Annotated in this window: 16 protein-coding genes; 7 read left to right on the top strand and 9 right to left on the bottom strand. The window is 45.1% G+C overall.

Annotation, left to right across the window (positions count from 1 at the left end; all coding sequences use genetic code 11):
• From AACU59_RS09360 to AACU59_RS09345, 4 genes are all read right to left on the bottom strand, one after another.
• Positions 1-1,856, bottom strand: a 1,856-nt coding sequence (locus AACU59_RS09360; protein WP_161437765.1) for a HAMP domain-containing histidine kinase, incomplete at its 3' end; no start/stop codon positions are given.
• Positions 1,849-3,045 (bottom strand): acyl-homoserine-lactone synthase, encoded by a 1,197-nt coding sequence (locus tag AACU59_RS09355; protein ID WP_161437764.1) that lies wholly within the window; start codon positions 3,043-3,045, stop codon positions 1,849-1,851. The genes AACU59_RS09355 and AACU59_RS09360, both read right to left, overlap by 8 nt.
• A 262-nt stretch (positions 3,046-3,307) precedes the next feature.
• The gene (locus tag AACU59_RS09350; protein ID WP_094145329.1) at positions 3,308-4,156 is read right to left on the bottom strand and encodes a universal stress protein; all 849 of its coding nucleotides are present in this window, start codon (positions 4,154-4,156) and stop codon (positions 3,308-3,310) included.
• 10 nt (positions 4,157-4,166) lie between these two features.
• Positions 4,167-5,657 carry a SulP family inorganic anion transporter gene (locus AACU59_RS09345; protein WP_017048956.1) on the bottom strand — a complete coding sequence of 497 codons (1,491 nt, stop codon included), beginning with the start codon at positions 5,655-5,657 and terminating at the stop codon, positions 4,167-4,169.
• A gap of 295 nt (positions 5,658-5,952) precedes the next feature.
• Here AACU59_RS09345 and AACU59_RS09340 point away from each other — a divergent pair, with 295 nt between their 5' ends.
• Positions 5,953-6,282, top strand: coding sequence for a metalloregulator ArsR/SmtB family transcription factor (locus AACU59_RS09340; RefSeq protein WP_017044464.1), 330 nt, complete (start codon positions 5,953-5,955; stop codon positions 6,280-6,282).
• A gap of 83 nt (positions 6,283-6,365) precedes the next feature.
• Entirely contained in the window at positions 6,366-7,460 is a 1,095-nt protein-coding gene (arsB, locus tag AACU59_RS09335; RefSeq protein ID WP_094145222.1) for an ACR3 family arsenite efflux transporter, read from the top strand.
• Positions 7,461-7,557: 97 nt separating this feature from the next.
• Here the strand turns inward: arsB and phoU are convergent, their stop codons facing one another.
• The 5 genes from phoU to AACU59_RS09310 all read right to left on the bottom strand — a co-directional run bounded on the left by phoU (position 7,558) and on the right by AACU59_RS09310 (position 13,036).
• On the bottom strand, positions 7,558-8,310 hold the full coding sequence (gene phoU, locus AACU59_RS09330; protein ID WP_017044462.1) for a phosphate signaling complex protein PhoU: 753 nt from the start codon (positions 8,308-8,310) through the stop codon (positions 7,558-7,560).
• A 21-nt stretch (positions 8,311-8,331) separates the two neighbouring features.
• Positions 8,332-9,078: a phosphate ABC transporter ATP-binding protein PstB gene (pstB, locus tag AACU59_RS09325; RefSeq protein WP_237666633.1), complete on the bottom strand. Its 747-nt coding sequence runs from the start codon at positions 9,076-9,078 to the stop codon at positions 8,332-8,334.
• A 98-nt stretch (positions 9,079-9,176) separates the two neighbouring features.
• Positions 9,177-10,559 (bottom strand): phosphate ABC transporter permease PstA, encoded by a 1,383-nt coding sequence (pstA, locus tag AACU59_RS09320; RefSeq protein ID WP_237666632.1) that lies wholly within the window; start codon positions 10,557-10,559, stop codon positions 9,177-9,179.
• A gap of 4 nt (positions 10,560-10,563) precedes the next feature.
• On the bottom strand, positions 10,564-11,946 hold the full coding sequence (pstC, locus tag AACU59_RS09315) for a phosphate ABC transporter permease subunit PstC (protein WP_094145221.1): 1,383 nt from the start codon (positions 11,944-11,946) through the stop codon (positions 10,564-10,566).
• A gap of 67 nt (positions 11,947-12,013) precedes the next feature.
• Positions 12,014-13,036, bottom strand: coding sequence for a substrate-binding domain-containing protein (locus AACU59_RS09310; protein WP_094145223.1), 1,023 nt, complete (start codon positions 13,034-13,036; stop codon positions 12,014-12,016).
• 333 nt (positions 13,037-13,369) lie between these two features.
• Here AACU59_RS09310 and AACU59_RS09305 point away from each other — a divergent pair, with 333 nt between their 5' ends.
• The 5 genes from AACU59_RS09305 to arsJ all read left to right on the top strand — a co-directional run bounded on the left by AACU59_RS09305 (position 13,370) and on the right by arsJ (position 16,981).
• Positions 13,370-13,747, top strand: coding sequence for a hypothetical protein (locus AACU59_RS09305; RefSeq protein WP_094145283.1), 378 nt, complete (start codon positions 13,370-13,372; stop codon positions 13,745-13,747).
• 84 nt (positions 13,748-13,831) lie between these two features.
• Positions 13,832-14,173, top strand: a complete 342-nt coding sequence (locus tag AACU59_RS09300; RefSeq protein ID WP_094145284.1) for a metalloregulator ArsR/SmtB family transcription factor — start codon at positions 13,832-13,834, stop codon at positions 14,171-14,173.
• Positions 14,174-14,194: 21 nt separating this feature from the next.
• Entirely contained in the window at positions 14,195-15,196 is a 1,002-nt protein-coding gene (locus tag AACU59_RS09295) for an ArsJ-associated glyceraldehyde-3-phosphate dehydrogenase (protein ID WP_010317007.1), read from the top strand.
• A gap of 12 nt (positions 15,197-15,208) precedes the next feature.
• Positions 15,209-15,706: a cyclin-dependent kinase inhibitor 3 family protein gene (locus AACU59_RS09290; protein ID WP_094145285.1), complete on the top strand. Its 498-nt coding sequence runs from the start codon at positions 15,209-15,211 to the stop codon at positions 15,704-15,706.
• 42 nt (positions 15,707-15,748) lie between these two features.
• Positions 15,749-16,981, top strand: a complete 1,233-nt coding sequence (gene arsJ / locus AACU59_RS09285) for an organoarsenical effux MFS transporter ArsJ (RefSeq protein ID WP_094145286.1) — start codon at positions 15,749-15,751, stop codon at positions 16,979-16,981.
• Positions 16,982-17,035 lie beyond the last annotated feature (54 nt).

Here is a 17,035-nt window from a genome sequence, read left to right as displayed (position 1 = left end):
TCTCTGAAGATTAAAATATTTTCATAAGTACCGATTTGAGTTGTGATCTCAATTTGGCTATTTGGGTAGGAATCAAAATAATAAATTGCGTTACGAATCAAGTTGAAAATAACAAAGTTGAATAAGGTTTCATTAAGTTTTGCTACGAAGTCATCTTGTTGTGGTAAGTGAATTCGCTCAATTACTTTCTCGTTCTCAAAGCCATATTGACTGACCGCCTGATCAGCGGCTTTGTGGATCGACGTCATCGTAATCGGTTCGTGTTCAGGTGAACTATCGCTGACCTCGCGCAAGATAATATCAATCAACTGCCGCCCACGTTGAATAGCCGCTTGGCCGTTCTCAATATCCTGTTTAATTTGTTGTGCGGGCGCTTGACTATCAATATGTTGCTTTAAAATTTCAAAATGTAATTGTACTTGAGCGAGCGGGTTACGCATTTCATGCGCAATTGAATTCGCTAATGCGCGACTTTGGCAGACACGTCTATCCGCTTCAATAATACTTTGTATTCGGGTTAGCAAGGTTTGAAGTGCAGCGATTTCTTCATTAGAAAACATCTGATTATTGATTTTGTGTGGTGAGATTAATAAATGTGTGACCAATTTGCTGTGGCCAAACAGTGGCATAACCAACGCAGTATTGTTTGAGCTCATTTTGTCATAAAGAGCTTTGATCGAGTTTTTTGCCGCGGTTTTGTTGTCTAATTTTTCAAACAATTCATCAAACACTAGTGCGGTTTGTTTGGATGAAAGGTAACGTTCGTAGACGGTTTCGTTATAGTTACTATTAACGAACTGCAGCTTATCATCGGCGATGTATAATAACTGGCCTAAACGGCGCATCGCATCATCAATTGACCGCTTGAAATCGTCTTCCAAAGCGAGAATTTGCTCTACAGGAGTCTGCTGATTGCCGTAAATGAGTAACGAGGCGTAACGGCTCAAGCGTTTGTAGAGTGGATTCCAAGTAATACCAATAAGCGCACAGAGTGGTATTGCAATCAGCCATTGGTTGCTGTCGGTGAGAGGGATGAAGATTGCGCCGAGCGGTATGAATAAAACCCCACATACTAACGCAGTATTGAGACACAGGTAAGCAAGGTATTTCACACTGTAGAAGCGTGAAGTGATAAGAGCATAGCCGACAAACATCATTTCGCTGATGGAGAGTGCCGGAGGCAGCCAAGTGAGTGAAAAGTTTTGAAGGAAAAAAGGCATTGCGACTTGCATTACGAGTGTTGAAAGCATGAATACCAAGATTCCTGCAATCATATAATTGGTTTTAGTCAATATTAGTTTACTGCTGTTGGCTCGTAAGGCGACTATGTTGGCTAAAGTAAGAGCAAGAAAGCTCATTAGTCCAATAAAAAAATACTTTGTATGAGGACCAAATTCGATAACGAACTGACTGGGACCCGTAATCTCGACATGTTTTATGGTCAAATCAGGAAGGAAATTAATATAAAGGGAATAAAACGTCAGGATAATAAAGAATGTTTGTTGCCATAAGCGTACCTTATTTTTGAGCTGATCGGGTAATAGTCGGTAAGAAAAGTAACATGCAAAGGCAAACGCAGAAAAAGAAGCGAGGTTGGCAAGTTTGGCCATAAATACGGCCACTGAAGCTCCAAGAATAGGCAATAAATCAGTATGAAAGTAGGCATTACTGCTGATCCACGCAACGATACATATCGAATATGCTATGTAGGGTAGGTGATGTGTCCCCCAGATCACTTCATTTTTTTGTTTAAGACGATAGCAATAGTAGGTTAGCCAGACTAGTACCATAGCTACCGCTGTGATAAGCGTTATTGCTTTAGGATAGAGAATTGGCTCTAAGCTGAAATTAAGCATACTCTTCCTTTTTGATTAAATCGTACTTTCTGCTTTGAGAAACCGCATATTTATAGTCACGAAAATCGGCATTACTGAAGACGCGGTTCATTGATTCGAAATTCCAGAAACCACGATAAGTCTTTATTCCGTCGTTATTCAGATCGCAATATCCAAAATGGAAGTACGCTTTCGGGTCAATAGCTTGATAAAAACTGAGCATGAAGGGTTGTTCGATAATGGTGAAACCGATTTTATATCCTACCTGATGCATTACGTGCATGAATTTTTTTTGAGCAAGGTAGAGAAAATAGAGCTTTTGTTGAGCGTTGCCACTGACGGTTAAACGCAGTACTTCACAGACCGCTCGCGTATCAGCCAATTGTAGCTGGAATTGATGATCGAATTCTGGGAGAGAGTCGCATTTCGACAATGCTGGTTTGAAAAGCTGTAATTCCATCAAAACATCGTAACTATGATCGGGTAAACAGAATTGCCACTGTTCGTTACTGAATTGCTGTGCGTAACTAAGCCAAGTCTGATTTACTGACCAATTTTGTACCAACATTGAAGCGACCAGTGTGGGAGATGCTTCGTTATTAGGATGCTTGAGTAAAACAAAGTGCTTCCCTTTTTGTGATAAGGACAATAAAGGCAGCATCTCGTACCACTTTTCGCCTTTAATAAATAGCTCAAGATTGCTCAAGGTGATCGCATCTTTGATGGGCATTTTTTGCGGGTGACTGGGCGTTGTGACCCAAAGTTCAGAATCCTCTATCTGGTCGATCAAAAAACCACGGTAGGCACAGTCTTTAAGTGGCAGTTCGATACGAGGAGGAGCATCCGCTTCGATAGGGGATAGTGTTTTTATAGCCGCAATTTCGCATTCACACCAGAAATCTAGCCAATGCGAATAGCACTCGCTGACGGCTTGTTCAAGATGTGCTATCTCTTCACCTAACGTATTCGGATAGCGCCGGATGAGCTCTCGGTAGTTCATCAATTCAAACAGTACTGAGAAGCTTTTATTGTGATGTTCAGGAAATAGGTTGAGTAATTGGTTTTTGCGGTGATCTGTAACGGCGCGGAAAAGATCAGCCCGTTGATGTGGTTGATAAGTATTGATGACGAACTCTACCAGAGCCCGCTGTTTTTTTTCAATAGGCAGACTGCTTGTCAGCCGTGAGCCTAAAGATGATATTATTTTCATAGAGTTAACCTAGCCTAGGTTTATTTAATTATTTTTTATTAGTTTTATTAGATAGGCTCCAGTAAATGAGACTTTGATTTAGGAGAGTAGTTGGCATCACGTTACTTAGTACCAGTAACCGCGATTTTATTTGTACCTAACATCCTAAGTACCAGTTGCATATCCGCAGCAAGTTTACTACTTGCACTTACCCTCCACAACAGAGTTTTATAATAAAAGCCTTCCGAAGAAGGCTTTATCTATATGGTTAATTTATCAATTATTATCGTATCAATAGCATAGGTACGCTTGATTCGGCTAAGAGCCGAGTGGTGTTACTGCCAACAAAAAACTGACGAAGTTTAGAGTGTCCAAACGCGCCCATGACGATCATGCCAAGTTGGTTTTGTTGTTGGTGCTGAAGAATCGCCTTATGAACTTCGCCAGATAAGCACGCTTCCACAACGTGAATGCCGTGTTCACACAATTTTTCGGCGGCAGCTTTAAATGCGATCGCTTTATCGTGGTTATCTTCCACCATCACCAAATGGCACTCTAGCCCTTTTAGCAGCGGTGTTTTAATCGCTTTATCCACTAATTTCTGGCTAATTTCACTGCCATCAAAGGCTAATAGATAGCTTTGTGGTGGCGTAAAATCACCCGTTGCCACTAAGGTGTGCGACTTCATTGTACGCACGATACTCTCTAATTGAGATCCAACAGCCATGGCGTCGTTTTGATGCACTTCACCTGATTTACCGACCACCAATACACGAATTTCGTTTTCAAGATCAAGCAAAGTCTCCAGCAGGTTGCCGTGCTTTTGCAGTTTATGCACATCTTGTAAACCTTGTTCATGAGCTTTAGTTTCTAGCTCATTGAGTAACGCTTTACCGTACCTTAAGGCCAGTTTAGAACGCTTTTCGTCTAGTTCAATAAGCTCTTTCAATAGTTGCTCTCGGCTGCCTAAACCGATGTTACCAGACAGTTCACTTTCGGTTTGATTGGCCGCCTTATCAAGTACGTGCAATAAGGTTAACGGTGCGTGTAAGCTTTTGGCGGCCCACACGCTTAAATTGGCGACCGACTGTGAATAAATCGATCCATCGATGCAAGCAATAATATTGGTCATAATCTGTTCCTTAATGTCCGCCCATCAGCTTTTCAACTTCTTCTGGCTTACCATGCACGCCGAATTTATCGACAATCGTTGCTGTTGCTTCATTCATACCGATGATGTTTACATCGGTCCCTTCGCGTCGGAATTTGATAACAGCACGATCTAGCGAAGAAACCGAAGTAATATCCCAAAAGTGCGCTGCAGAGAGGTCGATAGTGACACGCTCTAAGACCTCTTTGAAGTCAAACGCGTTCATAAATTGATCTGATGAGGCAAAAAAGACTTGCCCAACAACACGATAGGTACGCTCTTCTCCATTTTCAGAGAGTTCACTTTTAACCACCATGAAGCGGCCAATTTTGTTCGCAAAGAAGAGAGAAGCAAGCAGCACACCGACACCGACACCGATCGCTAAGTTATGGGTTGCAACCACAACCACAACGGTCGCGATCATTACGATGCTGGTAGAAAGTGGGTGAGTTTTGAGATCCTTTACCGAACTCCAAGAGAAGGTCCCAATGGAAACCATGATCATTACCGCGACTAAAGCCGCCATCGGGATGAGCTTGAGCCAATCACTTAAAAACACCACCATGATGATCAGTAGAATACCGGCGCAAAAAGTAGAGAGCCTGCCGCGTCCGCCGGATTTAATGTTGATGATCGATTGACCAATCATCGCACAACCAGCCATGCCGCCAAGAAAGCCGGTGGCAATGTTGGCAATACCTTGGCCTTTACATTCACGATTTTTATCACTGCTGGTATCGGTTAAATCGTCAACAATGGTTGCTGTCATCATTGATTCTAATAAACCGACAACGGCCAATCCGGCTGAATAAGGAAATATTATCCATAAGGTTTCAAGGTTGAGCGGAACATCTGGCCATAAAAATATCGGTAAAGTATCTGGTAATTCACCCATATCGCCCACAGTGCGAATATCAATGCCAAAGCTGATAGCAATCAGAGTTAAGGCGATAATGCACACTAATGGCGAAGGTAGCAATTTGCCAACCACAGGAACGTAGGGGAATAGGTAGATAATCGCCAGCCCACCGAGTGTCATGGCATAAACGTGCCATGTTACATTGGTCAGCTCTGGTAATTGCGCCATAAAAATCAGAATCGCCAGCGCGTTAACAAACCCCGTCACGACCGAACGTGATACAAAACGCATCAAATCGCCCAGTTTGAGGTAACCGGCCAGTATTTGTAGAACCCCGGTCAAAACAGTGGCTGCCAGTAGATATTGCAAGCCATGCTCTTTGACTAAAGTGACCATCAACAGCGCCATTGCTCCAGTGGCTGCTGAGATCATGCCGGGGCGTCCACCGACAATTGAAATGATCACGGCAATACTGAATGAAGCGTAAAGGCCGATTTTAGGGTCTACACCTGCGATGATAGAAAAGGCTATTGCCTCAGGAACTAATGCTAACGCAACGACAGTGCCAGCTAGAACATCCCCTCGCACATTGGAAAACCAATCGCGCTTAATATTTTGTAGCATACTTAATCTCTAAAAAATGAAATAAAAAGGTGAGTTGTGAGAGGTAAAGATCAATCTAGGGCGGCGTAAGCAGCATTCGCAACATCTCTTGGTTGATTTTGAAAATGTGATCCTAATCATTGATGTGGTGTAGGTCAACCAAACGATCACTATTTGTATTGCAGTCGTCGATTCCTCCCGTTATCACGGTGTTTTTCAAGCGCTGCCGGTCGTACGCGAGGATAGTTCTGGTGTTTGACTTTTATTTTTTTGCTCCTTACACTTGAACACATTCGATATTCCATATGTATTGTTTATGTGCCGCAGTTTATCTTTTTATAAATCCTTGTCTGAAGAGACGAGGCTTAAATCCTTGCTGTTGATGAAGCACAAAGGGCAGTTGTGTGTGTGTGATTTAATGAATGCGTTGCAATTAAGTCAGCCTAAGGTGTCACGTCATTTAGCTGAACTGAGAAAAAATGAATTAGTGATTGATGAGCGGCGCGGCAAGTGGGTGTACTACCAAATTAATCCTGAGCTGGAAAGTTGGATGGTGCAGATATTGGACATCACGCTGAGCCACAATGCTGCATTGATTGCGCAAGAGCTAACGCGCATTGCTCACCCATCTTGCCAAAGTGAATGAAATTTTAGCGTTGCTATTTCGCCATGGCTGTAAGTATAAAGTTGTGCGCGGCTCCCTTTTAGACTTACCGAGAGATGTGATGTATGAGTGAATTACCTGTCTGCGCAGAAGCCTCTGCAGCCGAAAAAATGAGTTTTCTCGATCGTTATTTAACCTTGTGGATTTTCCTTGCGATGGGGTTAGGGGTAGCGATCGGTGTCTTCTTTCCGCAAGTAGCGCAATGGAATGAAAATATGTCGGTCGGTTCGACCAATATTCCGCTGGCGATCGGTTTGATTTTGATGATGTATCCACCGCTGGCAAAAGTGAATTACAGCCTGCTAGGTGAAGTGGCTCGTGATAAACGCGCCATCACACTCTCTTTAGTGATGAACTGGATTGTCGGGCCTATTTTAATGTTTGCATTGGCGATCATTTTCTTACGTGATTACCCGGGTTATATGGTCGGACTGATCTTAATTGGTCTGGCGCGTTGCATCGCAATGGTGCTGGTATGGAATGATATTAGTGGCGGTAATAAAGAGTACGGCGCAGCGCTGGTGGCGCTCAACAGTGCATTTCAAATTGTCACTTACAGTTTTATGGCGTGGCTATTTATTACTGTTTTGCCGCCATATTTTGGGCTAGAGAGTTTTGTGGTTGATATTACCATTCTCGATATCGCCGAAAGTGTGCTGATTTATCTCGGTATCCCATTTTTAGCTGGCTTTTTGAGCCGCAAATGGTTGGTGGCCGCGAAAGGTGAGCAATGGTACAACGAGGTATTTATTCCGCGTATTTCACCGATTACGCTGGTGGCACTACTAGCGACGATAGTTTTGATGTTTAGCCTGAAAGGCGAGATGATCATTGAACTGCCGATGGACGTGATACGCGTTGCGATACCTTTGGTGATTTACTTCTTAGTGATGTTTTTTGTCAGCTTTTTCATTGGTAAAAAGCTGGGTATTCCTTACGATCAAAATGCCTCGATTGCCTTTACCTCATCAGGTAACAACTTTGAACTGGCGATTGCTGTCTCCATTGCCGTGTTCGGTTTAAATTCCGATCAAGCCTTCGCCGGTGTGATTGGACCCTTGGTTGAAGTGCCTGTTTTAATTGCTTTGGTTAACGTCGCGCTGCGAATGAAAAAGAAATACTATGCCATTCATCCTAGTGATAAACCGCATAATGCTTAAGGTGGAATGGGGGCGTAACGGATTTAAACTCCGGATTGATTTTCCTAAAAAATCAAAGGCTGCGAATTTGCAGCCTTTTTACCAATGAGCAATATCACTACGAACGGGTTTTCTGACTCGCTAAAAGATCGGCAATCGCTTGATCTTTTTGGTGGCGCACATCTAAGCCAGTGACAAAATAAATCGTGTACTCACAAACGTTGCGCGCGTGATCACCAATCCGTTCGACCGCGCGACCAATCCACGTGATCTCCAAAATGGTTTGATAGTGAGTGCCTTGCACCAGCATATCTTTATCATTTTGACGCAAAATATCGCCGTAGCTGTTGTCGATTTGTTTATCTAACATTGCTGCTTCTAGCGCATCGTGTGCATTGAGATCGTGAAAAGCGTTCATCGATTTTTGCAGCATATTGATCACGTTCGCGTTAATTGTTTCAAACGCATCTTCTTGTAATTCAATACCATCAAAATAGTCTTTGTCACCCGGATGGTGCTCCTTTAAACGTAACACCGCATGAGCGATACGTTTAGATTGATCGCCAATTCGCTCAAGATCCATGATCGCTTTCATGATCGAAAACACCGCGCGTAAATCGCGGGCTGCGGGTTGGCGTTTGACTAAAATATCAATGCAGCGTTGATCAATGGCCAGTTCTAACAAATTGATATTATGATCGTGTTCAATTACTTGCTTGGCCAGTTCGGTATTGCCTGTCATAAACGCATCGAGTGCGTCCCGCACCTGTACGATGACTAAATCACCCATATTCACCACGCTATCCACAATAGAGCGCATTTCGCTATTGTAGCTATGAGAGGTGTGCCCATCGACACCATGAGTTGTCATAAAGTTCTCCTAAAACAGTCGTTAACCGAAACGGCCAGTAATGTAATCTTCAGTGCGGCTATCACGTGGGTTGGTGAACAACTCACGTGTTTCGCTCAGTTCAACCAAGTTACCTAAGTGGAAGAAGGCGGTTTTATCTGAAACGCGCGCCGCTTGCTGCATGTTGTGTGTCACCATCGCAATGGTGTAGCTGCCTTTGAGCTCATCAATCAGATCTTCAATGATCGAGGTCGCGATAGGGTCAAGAGCCGAACAAGGCTCATCCATCAAAATCACTTCAGGGTTAACCGCAATCGCACGAGCAATACACAAACGCTGTTGCTGCCCACCAGATAGTCCGGTGCCCGGTGCTGATAAGCGATCTTTGACTTCTTTCCACAAGCCAGCGCGGCGTAAGCTGGTTTCGACGACTTCGTCTAAGTCGGATTTATTATCCACTAGGCCATGTAATTTAGGGCCATAGGCGATATTTTCATAAATCGATTTTGGAAAAGGATTAGGCTTTTGGAACACCATGCCAACTTGAGCGCGCAGCTGCACCACATCTAAGCTAGGGTGATAAATATCTTGCCCGTCCAAGGTAACTGAACCCTCAACACGAGCCGTGTCGATGGTGTCGTTCATACGATTTAAACAGCGTAAAAAGGTCGATTTACCGCAACCTGAAGGGCCGATAAAGGCGACCACTTCATGCTCAATGATATCCATATTGATGCCGTGTAGCGCCTTGGTTTCACCATAGAAAACTTTCACATCACGCGCTGCCATTTTAATTTGTGTGGCTTGGGCTGCTTCTTTAGCTGTGCTCTTTACCTGTGGTATCACAAGAGAGTGTTTGTTCATAATAGCTTCACTTATCATCTTTATTACCACCGAGTTTCAAAGCGTCGACGCAACCAAATCGCCAGCGCGTTTAAGCTAATCATTAATGCTAACAATACGGTGATTGCAGCAGACGTTCTTGCTTCAAAAAAGTTACGCAGTTCGTTACCTTGCCAGAGGAAAATCTGCACTGGTAGCGCGGTTGATTGATCGAGCGGTGTCGCAGGTACGCTGGCGACAAATGAGCTCATGCCAATCAAGAGCAGTGGCGCAGTTTCACCTAATGCTTGCGCGATACCCAAAATGGCCCCAGTCAAAATGCCCGGTAGTGCCAAAGGCAATACGTGATGGAAAACGGCTTGAGTTTTGGACGCGCCGATACCCAGAGCTGCTTGGCGAATCGAGGGTGGTATTGCTTTCAAAGTTGAGCGAGTAGCAATGATCACTGTGGGCAGTGTCATTAGCGTTAATACCAAGCCGCCGACAAATGGTGCTGAGAGCGGCAACTTAAACCACAAAATAAACACTGAAGCCCCCAGTAAACCAAACACGATAGAGGGCACTGCCGCTAGGTTATTGATGTTCACTTCAATCAAATCGGTGAGTTTATTTTTTGGTGCAAACTCTTCGAGATAAATCGCGGATGCGACGCCAATCGGAACAGCTAAGACCATCACAATTAACATCATAAACACCGAGCCCATAAACGCCCCCGCTAAGCCGGCCGAAGCTAATGAGCTGCGAGAATCGACGTTCATAAACAATGCAGTACTGAACTTGTTTTGGATAACGCCACGCTCAGCAAGCTCATCCGCCCATGCGCGGGTACGAGCACTTAACTGCTGACGAGAGTCGGGGAGGTCACGGTCGATGTTACCTTTTAACCACACATCGACGTTGGCTTCCGCCAGTAAATCAAGACGTAAGGTTTGGCCGACCAGTGAAGGATCATTGACTATCATATCGCGTAAAGCAAAACGTTCGCCGCTGGTGATCAATTTGATCGCATCACGCTGGTAGCGAGTCACTTCAGGGATTTCATTAGCCAAACTGTTGACAATAATACGGTTGAAATTAACCATGCCAACACTGCTTTGCCATGTCAGCATGCGCTGTCTGAATTGTGCCGGGCTCTCATCGCTTTGCTGGATGGGCTTAGGATCAATTTTCACCACATCTGGGTCAAAATAGACATCTAATGTCACGGTGGCTTGCCAAAATGCCGGAATGCCTTTGGAAAGAATCGAAGTAAATAGTATCGCCACAAAACTTAACGCTAAGGCAACCGCGCCAATACCGAAAGCTCTAAAGCGGCGTTCACTGTTGTGACGTTTTTTCAGCGAGCGAGCAATGCGCAGTTTTGTTTCATTACGTTGCGCATAAGCATCGTCATCTTGAAGGTTAGTCATTTGAATGCTGTTGTCCATGGCGTTACTCATACTGTTCACGGTACTTACGTACGATAACGAGCGCGATCACATTAAGGCATAGCGTGATCACAAACAGGGTTAAACCAAGTGCAAAGGCCACTAAGGATTGTGGGCTAGCAAAATCGGTATCGCCGGTCAGTTGGTTGACGATGGTAACCGTCATAGTAGAGACGGCCTCGAATGGGTTGGCGGTTAATACTGGGCTATTTCCGGCAGCGAGAACCACAATCATGGTTTCACCAATCGCCCGGCTGGCGGCGAGCAAAACTGCGCCAGTCACGCCAGGTAGCGCGGCAGGTAGAACCACTTTGCGAATGGTCTCTGATTTGGTTGCGCCAAGGCCAAGCGAGCCATCTCTTAGTGTTTTGGGCACTTGAGTAAGAATGTCGTCGGATAGAGAGGAAATAAAGGGAATCACCATTAAGCCCATCACAATCCCCGCGGTTAGAGCGGAGGTGGCACGAATATCGATATGGAGCCACTGTCCCAATTCGCTCAGAAAGGGACCGACGGTGATTAAAGCAAAAAAGCCGTAGACGATAGTGGGAATACCCGCGAGCACTTCAATAATCGGTTTAGCTATCGAGCGAACGCGACTGGGCGCATATTCAGCCAGATAAATGGCGCACATCAGGCCAATAGGAATAGCGACGATTAAGGCAATCAAGGCAATTAAAAAGGTTCCTGCCAGTAATGGCAACATACCAAAGCCGGTTTGGTTCTCTGTTCCAACGGTTGAAAAGCGAGGGTTCCATGTGGTGCCGAAGAAAAATTCACTCGGGCTAACAAAACTAAAGAAACGTAACGCTTCTCCAACCATAGAAAGGACAATGCCTACTGTGGTTAAAATCGCTACACCAGAACACAGAATCAGCAGTATATGCAGTGCACGTTCGACGGTGTTGCGTGCGCGAAGATCAGGGCGAATTTGTCGAGTGCTGAAGACTAATCCGGCCGCGGCAACCGTTGCCATCAAACCAGTGAGTAATAAATAGCTGCGTTGTTCTAACTGCTTTAAGTAGTCTGCGGCGGTAATTTCTTGAGGAGAAAAGCTATCGAGTACAGCGAAACCGCTGGCGATATTATGCAATTTATTCATCAGCACGTGAGTGCTTTCAGTTGCCGTTGGCTGCAGATCCGTAGGAAGGCTATCAACTACCATTTGCTGAATCAGTATGGGAGAAGATAGACTCCACATTATCCAGATGAGCAGTGCAGGAACTGCACACCAAAGCAGGGTTAGCATGCCGTGATAAACAGGGCGAGAGTGTAAACGCTGAGTTCCAGCATTGGTTGATGCTACTTTTTTACTGCGCGTCAGCCCTAAGTGGTAAGCCAGTGTCATTACCGCCAGTAGTACCACCATCAGCATCAGATTATTCATTGTTATTCTTACCTTATTAAAGCGTTAGCTTGAGCCGAAAACGCCGGCCCAAGCTAATCAGAGAGCCTTAAAGGAGTTTGCGATTTTTAATGTTTTGCGACACCTGGGCGCGCTCTTTATCATCCATTGGGATAAGGCCTGCCGCTTCAAGTGGGCTACCCGTTGCGCCCATTTGTTCGCTCACAAAAAATTGTGCGTATTCGAGGATTCCCGGTACGACACCGACATGAGCATTCTTGATGTAGAAGAACAGTGGTCGAGAAACTGGGTATTGTCCGCTGCCAATGGTATCTAAGCTTGGGGTCACACCGTTAACGGTCGCCACTTTCAAGCGGTCACGGTTTTGGTCGTAGAAGCTTAGGCCAAATACACCAAGTGCATTTTTCTGAGCATCAAGACGAGCGAGGGTTTCGGTATAATCGCCAGCGACTTCAACTACGCGGCCATCGGTGCGAATCGCATTACAGAAGTTGCCTTTGGCTTTTTTGTCCATCGCTTTGACTTCGGCAAAAGTCTCACAACCTGGGTGAACGACTTTCTCTTCGTACACTTCACGCGTGCCGTGGTTAGAGCCAGGGATCACAAGCAGAATTTCTTGGTCAGGAAGAGATGCGTCAATTTGCTTCCAATTGGTGTAAGGGTTTGAAACCATTTTGCCGTTCTGTGGAATTTGTGCTGCACCCGCTTTAAACACATGCTCTGGCTTAAGGGCAAAAGTGCCACTGTCGGAACGAGAAGCGAACACGATGCCGTCATAGCCGACTTTGACTTCAATGATTTCTGTCACACCATTGGCGCGGCAGCTTTCAACTTCAGAAGATTTAATGGCGCGTGATGCGTTGGCGATGTCAATTGTATTAACACCGACACCTTGACAGAACTGACGTAAACCGCCACTTGAACCACCTGAACCTACCACTGGCGTGTTAAATTGTGGGAAGGTTTGGCCGAACTCTTCTGCAACGATAGAAGAAAATGGCAAAACGGTTGAAGAGCCAGCGATTTGGATCGTATCACGTGCCATTGCTGGGGCAGAGATCGCGGTTGCGATGGTTGAAGCAAGCAAAAGCGCATTGCGTCCGAACTTCATAATATTTCCCTCATTAAATTTCATAACCGTAGACTGTTTTGAAAAGTCTTCCGTAAGCAGCTTTGTATTGTTTAGCTAGGTAAATTCTGAGAGGACAATGTGACAATAAAATAGACTTTATGTGACAAATTTATGACTGCTCTGGCTTTTTTGTTTTATAAGTAGATTGTTTTTCTTAAAAATCAGAAGGATATATTTATTTATTCAGTAATTATGGGGTGATTGAATGTTCAACAGTGTGAAATATTTGTGAATGAATTCGAAATTTCATCTATATTCTGCTAAACACACCCACCCACTTAATTAAGTATGTCAGTAAAGGAGGTTGGCAACATGATAGATAAAAGAACCGTTCATTTGATTAGCTTCCCTAACTCTGACCTTGCTTGTATCGCTGCTCAACTGTTGTATATCAATGCTGGAAGTTTCTATGAGATTACTTTTGAAGCGATTGACGGCATCGACTTATCCGAGCCAAGCCATTTGGAAAAGTTGGGTTACTTTGGCTACACCTTCATCGAGCCGACACAGAGGTTAGAGCCCGCTTACGATTATGTGATCGATATTAACTATGCGATGTACCAACACGATAGACGCCGAGAGGCATATCAAAAACAGGTCTATTGGGAAATCGATTGTAATCAAAATGCAACCAAAGCCCTGCAACATGCTGTCAGCTATTTTACTTCTCGCTTTAACATCATCCTTTAAAAGTCAGCGGTAACTTTTATATTGACAGCGATTTCTTTTTATATGATATATATATGCACATCCGCATATGCAGAGATAAGTAAAATGCTACCTCATCAGTTTTTTAAGTTGCTGTCCGATGAAACGCGAGTGCGCTGTTTGCTCATGATTGCACGCGAGCAACGAGTGTGTGTCGGCGAGTTGACGCAAGCGTTAAATGAAAGCCAACCGAAAATTTCTCGCCATCTGGCTCTACTTCGTTCCAGTGGCGTGGTGGTTGATACAAGGCAAGGGCAATGGGTGTTTTATCGGCTCTCGGACCAACTGCCCGGATGGATGAGAAAACAAATTCAAGGGCTGGTGGAGTCCAACTGCCTGAAACAAGAATACCAACAGGATATGCAAAGGCTGGTAGAGATGAAATCTCGCCCAGAATGCTGTGTTTAGAAGGGATAAAAGGAAATAAAAATGTCTATTAAAGTCGGAATTAATGGGTTTGGTCGTATTGGTCGTTTAGCATTAAGGGCGTCATTTGATTGGCCTGAGATCGAATTTGTGCAGATTAACGACGTTGCGGGTGACGCGGCGACCTTGGCTCATTTGCTCGAATTTGATTCAATACAAGGCCGTTGGCATCACGAAGTGACAAGCGACGGTAATGCGATCATTGCCAACGGTAAGGTTATTCGTACCTCACAACAAAAAGCGATCAGTGACGTCGATTGGTCTGGTTGTGATGTGGTCATCGAAGCCACGGGAAAACACCGCAAGTCTGAGTTTTTGAATCAGTATTTAGCACAAGGTGTCAAACGTGTTGTGGTATCAGCTCCAGTGAAAGAAGCGGGGATTGCTAATATCGTGGTTGGGGTCAATGACCACATCTTTGATCCACAAATACATCAGATTGTTACGGCCGCTTCTTGTACCACCAACTGCATTGCGCCTATCGTCAAAGTGATTCATGAGCAACTGGGTATTGAACACTCATCGTTTACGACCATTCATGACCTGACCAATACGCAAACCATTTTGGATGCACCGCATAAAGATCTACGCCGCGCCCGCGCATGTGGTATGAGCCTTATCCCTACCACAACAGGTTCTGCGACAGCGATTGTGGAAATTTTCCCCGATCTGAAAGACAAAATTAACGGTCACGCGGTGCGTGTGCCGCTGGCCAATGCGTCGTTAACCGACATTATTTTTGATGTGAAACGCGATACCAGCGCGGAAGAAGTTAACGCGCTACTGAAAGCGGCTTCAGAAAATGAGCTCAAAGGCATTCTCGGTTTTGAAGCGCGGCCATTGGTATCGATTGATTATAAAGGCGATCAACGCTCAACGATTGTCGATGCACTCTCGACCATGGTGGTGGGAAAGCGCATGGTGAAAATTTACGCTTGGTACGATAACGAAATGGGTTACGCAACCCGTACCGCAGAATTAGTACGCAAAGTCGGTTTGGCATAAAGGAGCAAAGAAATGACACATCCTACATGGGAACTGTCCGTTGCAGAAAACAGCGCTGGTTTGGTATTGACGCCTTGCCCGGGTACAAAAGATCTTCCTCTGGTTGAGAGTATTGAACAACTGAAATCTCAAGGTGTTACCGTTGTGGTGACGGCTCTAAGTCATGAAGAGATGCAAGAGAAAGGTGTTGGCGACTTACCTAAAGTGGTTGAGCAAGCGGGGCTGCAATGGTTTCACGCCCCAATTGAAGATGATTGCGCGCCCGGCCATCAGTTTCAAACGCATTGGCAAAGTATCTCCCCGTCACTTCATCAGGCACTTGTCAACGGAGATAAGATTGCCATGCATTGCATGGGTGGATCGGGTCGTACTGGTTTACTTGCTGCTCATTTATTGCTGGAGAAAGGTTGGGAACTGCAAAACATTATTACTCAAGTTCAATCATTAAGACCGGGTGCGTTTACCAAAGATGTACAAGTCGAGTACATCAAACAATTTGTTAATCAATAACAGTCCCAAAGAGCTGCCTTAGGCGGCTCTTTTGCAAAGAGAGTGATTATGTTGTCTCAACTCAACCAAAACGTTCGCCAGTACATGCTAGTGACTTTTAATTATTGGAATTTTACCGTGACTGACGGCGCGCTGCGCATGTTGGTGGTGTTGTATTTTTATGATTTGGGTTATTCGACCTTAGCGATTGCGTCTTTGTTTCTCTTTTATGAATTTTTTGGCGTGGTGACTAACCTGATTGGCGGTTGGCTTGGTGCGCGTTTAGGGCTGAATCGCACCATGAATATTGGCCTTGGCATGCAAATATTCGCGCTCTTGATGCTTGCTGTACCCGCGGCATGGTTAAGCATTCCTTGGGTGATGGCGGCGCAGGCGTTATCGGGCATCGCAAAAGATCTCAATAAAATGAGTGCAAAAAGTGCGATCAAAACGTTAGTCCCTGAAAACGCACAAGGCGCACTCTACAAGTGGATAGCCATTCTTACGGGTTCAAAAAACGCTCTAAAAGGGGCCGGCTTTTTTCTCGGTGGCGTCTTGCTCTCTTGGATCGGCTTTCAATATGCGGTAGCGGCTATGGCGGCGGTATTGCTGTTGGTTTTTATCGGCAGTTTGCTTAGCTTGCAAGCCGATATTGGCAAAGCCAAAACCAAACCGAAATTTTCAGAGATTTTCTCCAAATCGCGCAGCGTGAATATTTTATCGGCGGCTCGCCTATTTTTATTTGGCGCGCGAGACGTTTGGTTTGTGATTGCCTTACCCATTTATCTGGGCAGCGTTTTTGGTTGGGATCACAGTGCCGTGGGCGGCTTTTTAGCCTTATGGGTGATTGGCTACGGCGTGATCCAAGGGTTTGCACCTAAAATAACGGGCAGTGCTTCAGACCAAGCGCCGGATGGGCGATCTGCGCTCGGTTGGGCGGCGCTATTGGCGCTGATTACTGGTTTGATCGCCTACAGCATTCAAGCGCAGTGGCATCCGGAAGTCGTGATCATCGCGGGGTTACTGCTTTTCGGCGCGGTCTTTGCGATTAACTCATCGCTTCATTCCTATTTGATCGTGAGCTATGCCAAGGGTGATGGTGTATCGCTTGATGTTGGTTTTTACTACATGGCAAACGCGATGGGGCGTTTAATCGGTACCGTGCTTTCCGGGTGGGTTTTCCAACTTTGGGGATTAGCGGCGTGTTTGTGGGTTTCGTTTGGTTTTCTGCTGCTGACCACTCTCATTTCATTGGGGCTCCCGAAAAGCAAAGCTGCGTTGACACTCGAACCTTAGCTTCACCAGCAGATCACTATTCCAGTAGATGGAGATTGTGATAGAGTCCGTGCT

This window comes from Vibrio sp. V23_P3S9T160 (genome assembly GCF_963886625.1).
GTDB lineage: Bacteria > Pseudomonadota > Gammaproteobacteria > Enterobacterales > Vibrionaceae > Vibrio > Vibrio anguillarum.
Note: the sequence above shows the minus strand (reverse complement) of the source record. Positions and strands in the feature narration are given on the sequence as shown.

What these genes read in the sequence shown, in the direction of transcription:
- AACU59_RS09355 (WP_161437764.1), bottom strand. Translation starts at nt 3,045, where the DNA reads ATGAAAATAATATCATCTTTAGGCTCACGGCTGACAAGCAGTCTGCCT.
- AACU59_RS09350 (WP_094145329.1), bottom strand. Translation starts at nt 4,156, where the DNA reads ATGACCAATATTATTGCTTGCATCGATGGATCGATTTATTCACAGTCG.
- AACU59_RS09345 (WP_017048956.1), bottom strand. Translation starts at nt 5,657, where the DNA reads ATGCTACAAAATATTAAGCGCGATTGGTTTTCCAATGTGCGAGGGGAT.
- AACU59_RS09340 (WP_017044464.1), top strand. Translation starts at nt 5,953, where the DNA reads ATGTGCCGCAGTTTATCTTTTTATAAATCCTTGTCTGAAGAGACGAGG.
- arsB (WP_094145222.1), top strand. Translation starts at nt 6,366, where the DNA reads ATGAGTGAATTACCTGTCTGCGCAGAAGCCTCTGCAGCCGAAAAAATG.
- phoU (WP_017044462.1), bottom strand. Translation starts at nt 8,310, where the DNA reads ATGACAACTCATGGTGTCGATGGGCACACCTCTCATAGCTACAATAGC.
- pstB (WP_237666633.1), bottom strand. Translation starts at nt 9,078, where the DNA reads ATGGCAGCGCGTGATGTGAAAGTTTTCTATGGTGAAACCAAGGCGCTA.
- pstA (WP_237666632.1), bottom strand. Translation starts at nt 10,559, where the DNA reads ATGGACAACAGCATTCAAATGACTAACCTTCAAGATGACGATGCTTAT.
- pstC (WP_094145221.1), bottom strand. Translation starts at nt 11,946, where the DNA reads ATGAATAATCTGATGCTGATGGTGGTACTACTGGCGGTAATGACACTG.
- AACU59_RS09310 (WP_094145223.1), bottom strand. Translation starts at nt 13,036, where the DNA reads ATGAAGTTCGGACGCAATGCGCTTTTGCTTGCTTCAACCATCGCAACC.
- AACU59_RS09305 (WP_094145283.1), top strand. Translation starts at nt 13,370, where the DNA reads ATGATAGATAAAAGAACCGTTCATTTGATTAGCTTCCCTAACTCTGAC.
- AACU59_RS09300 (WP_094145284.1), top strand. Translation starts at nt 13,832, where the DNA reads ATGCTACCTCATCAGTTTTTTAAGTTGCTGTCCGATGAAACGCGAGTG.
- AACU59_RS09295 (WP_010317007.1), top strand. Translation starts at nt 14,195, where the DNA reads ATGTCTATTAAAGTCGGAATTAATGGGTTTGGTCGTATTGGTCGTTTA.
- AACU59_RS09290 (WP_094145285.1), top strand. Translation starts at nt 15,209, where the DNA reads ATGACACATCCTACATGGGAACTGTCCGTTGCAGAAAACAGCGCTGGT.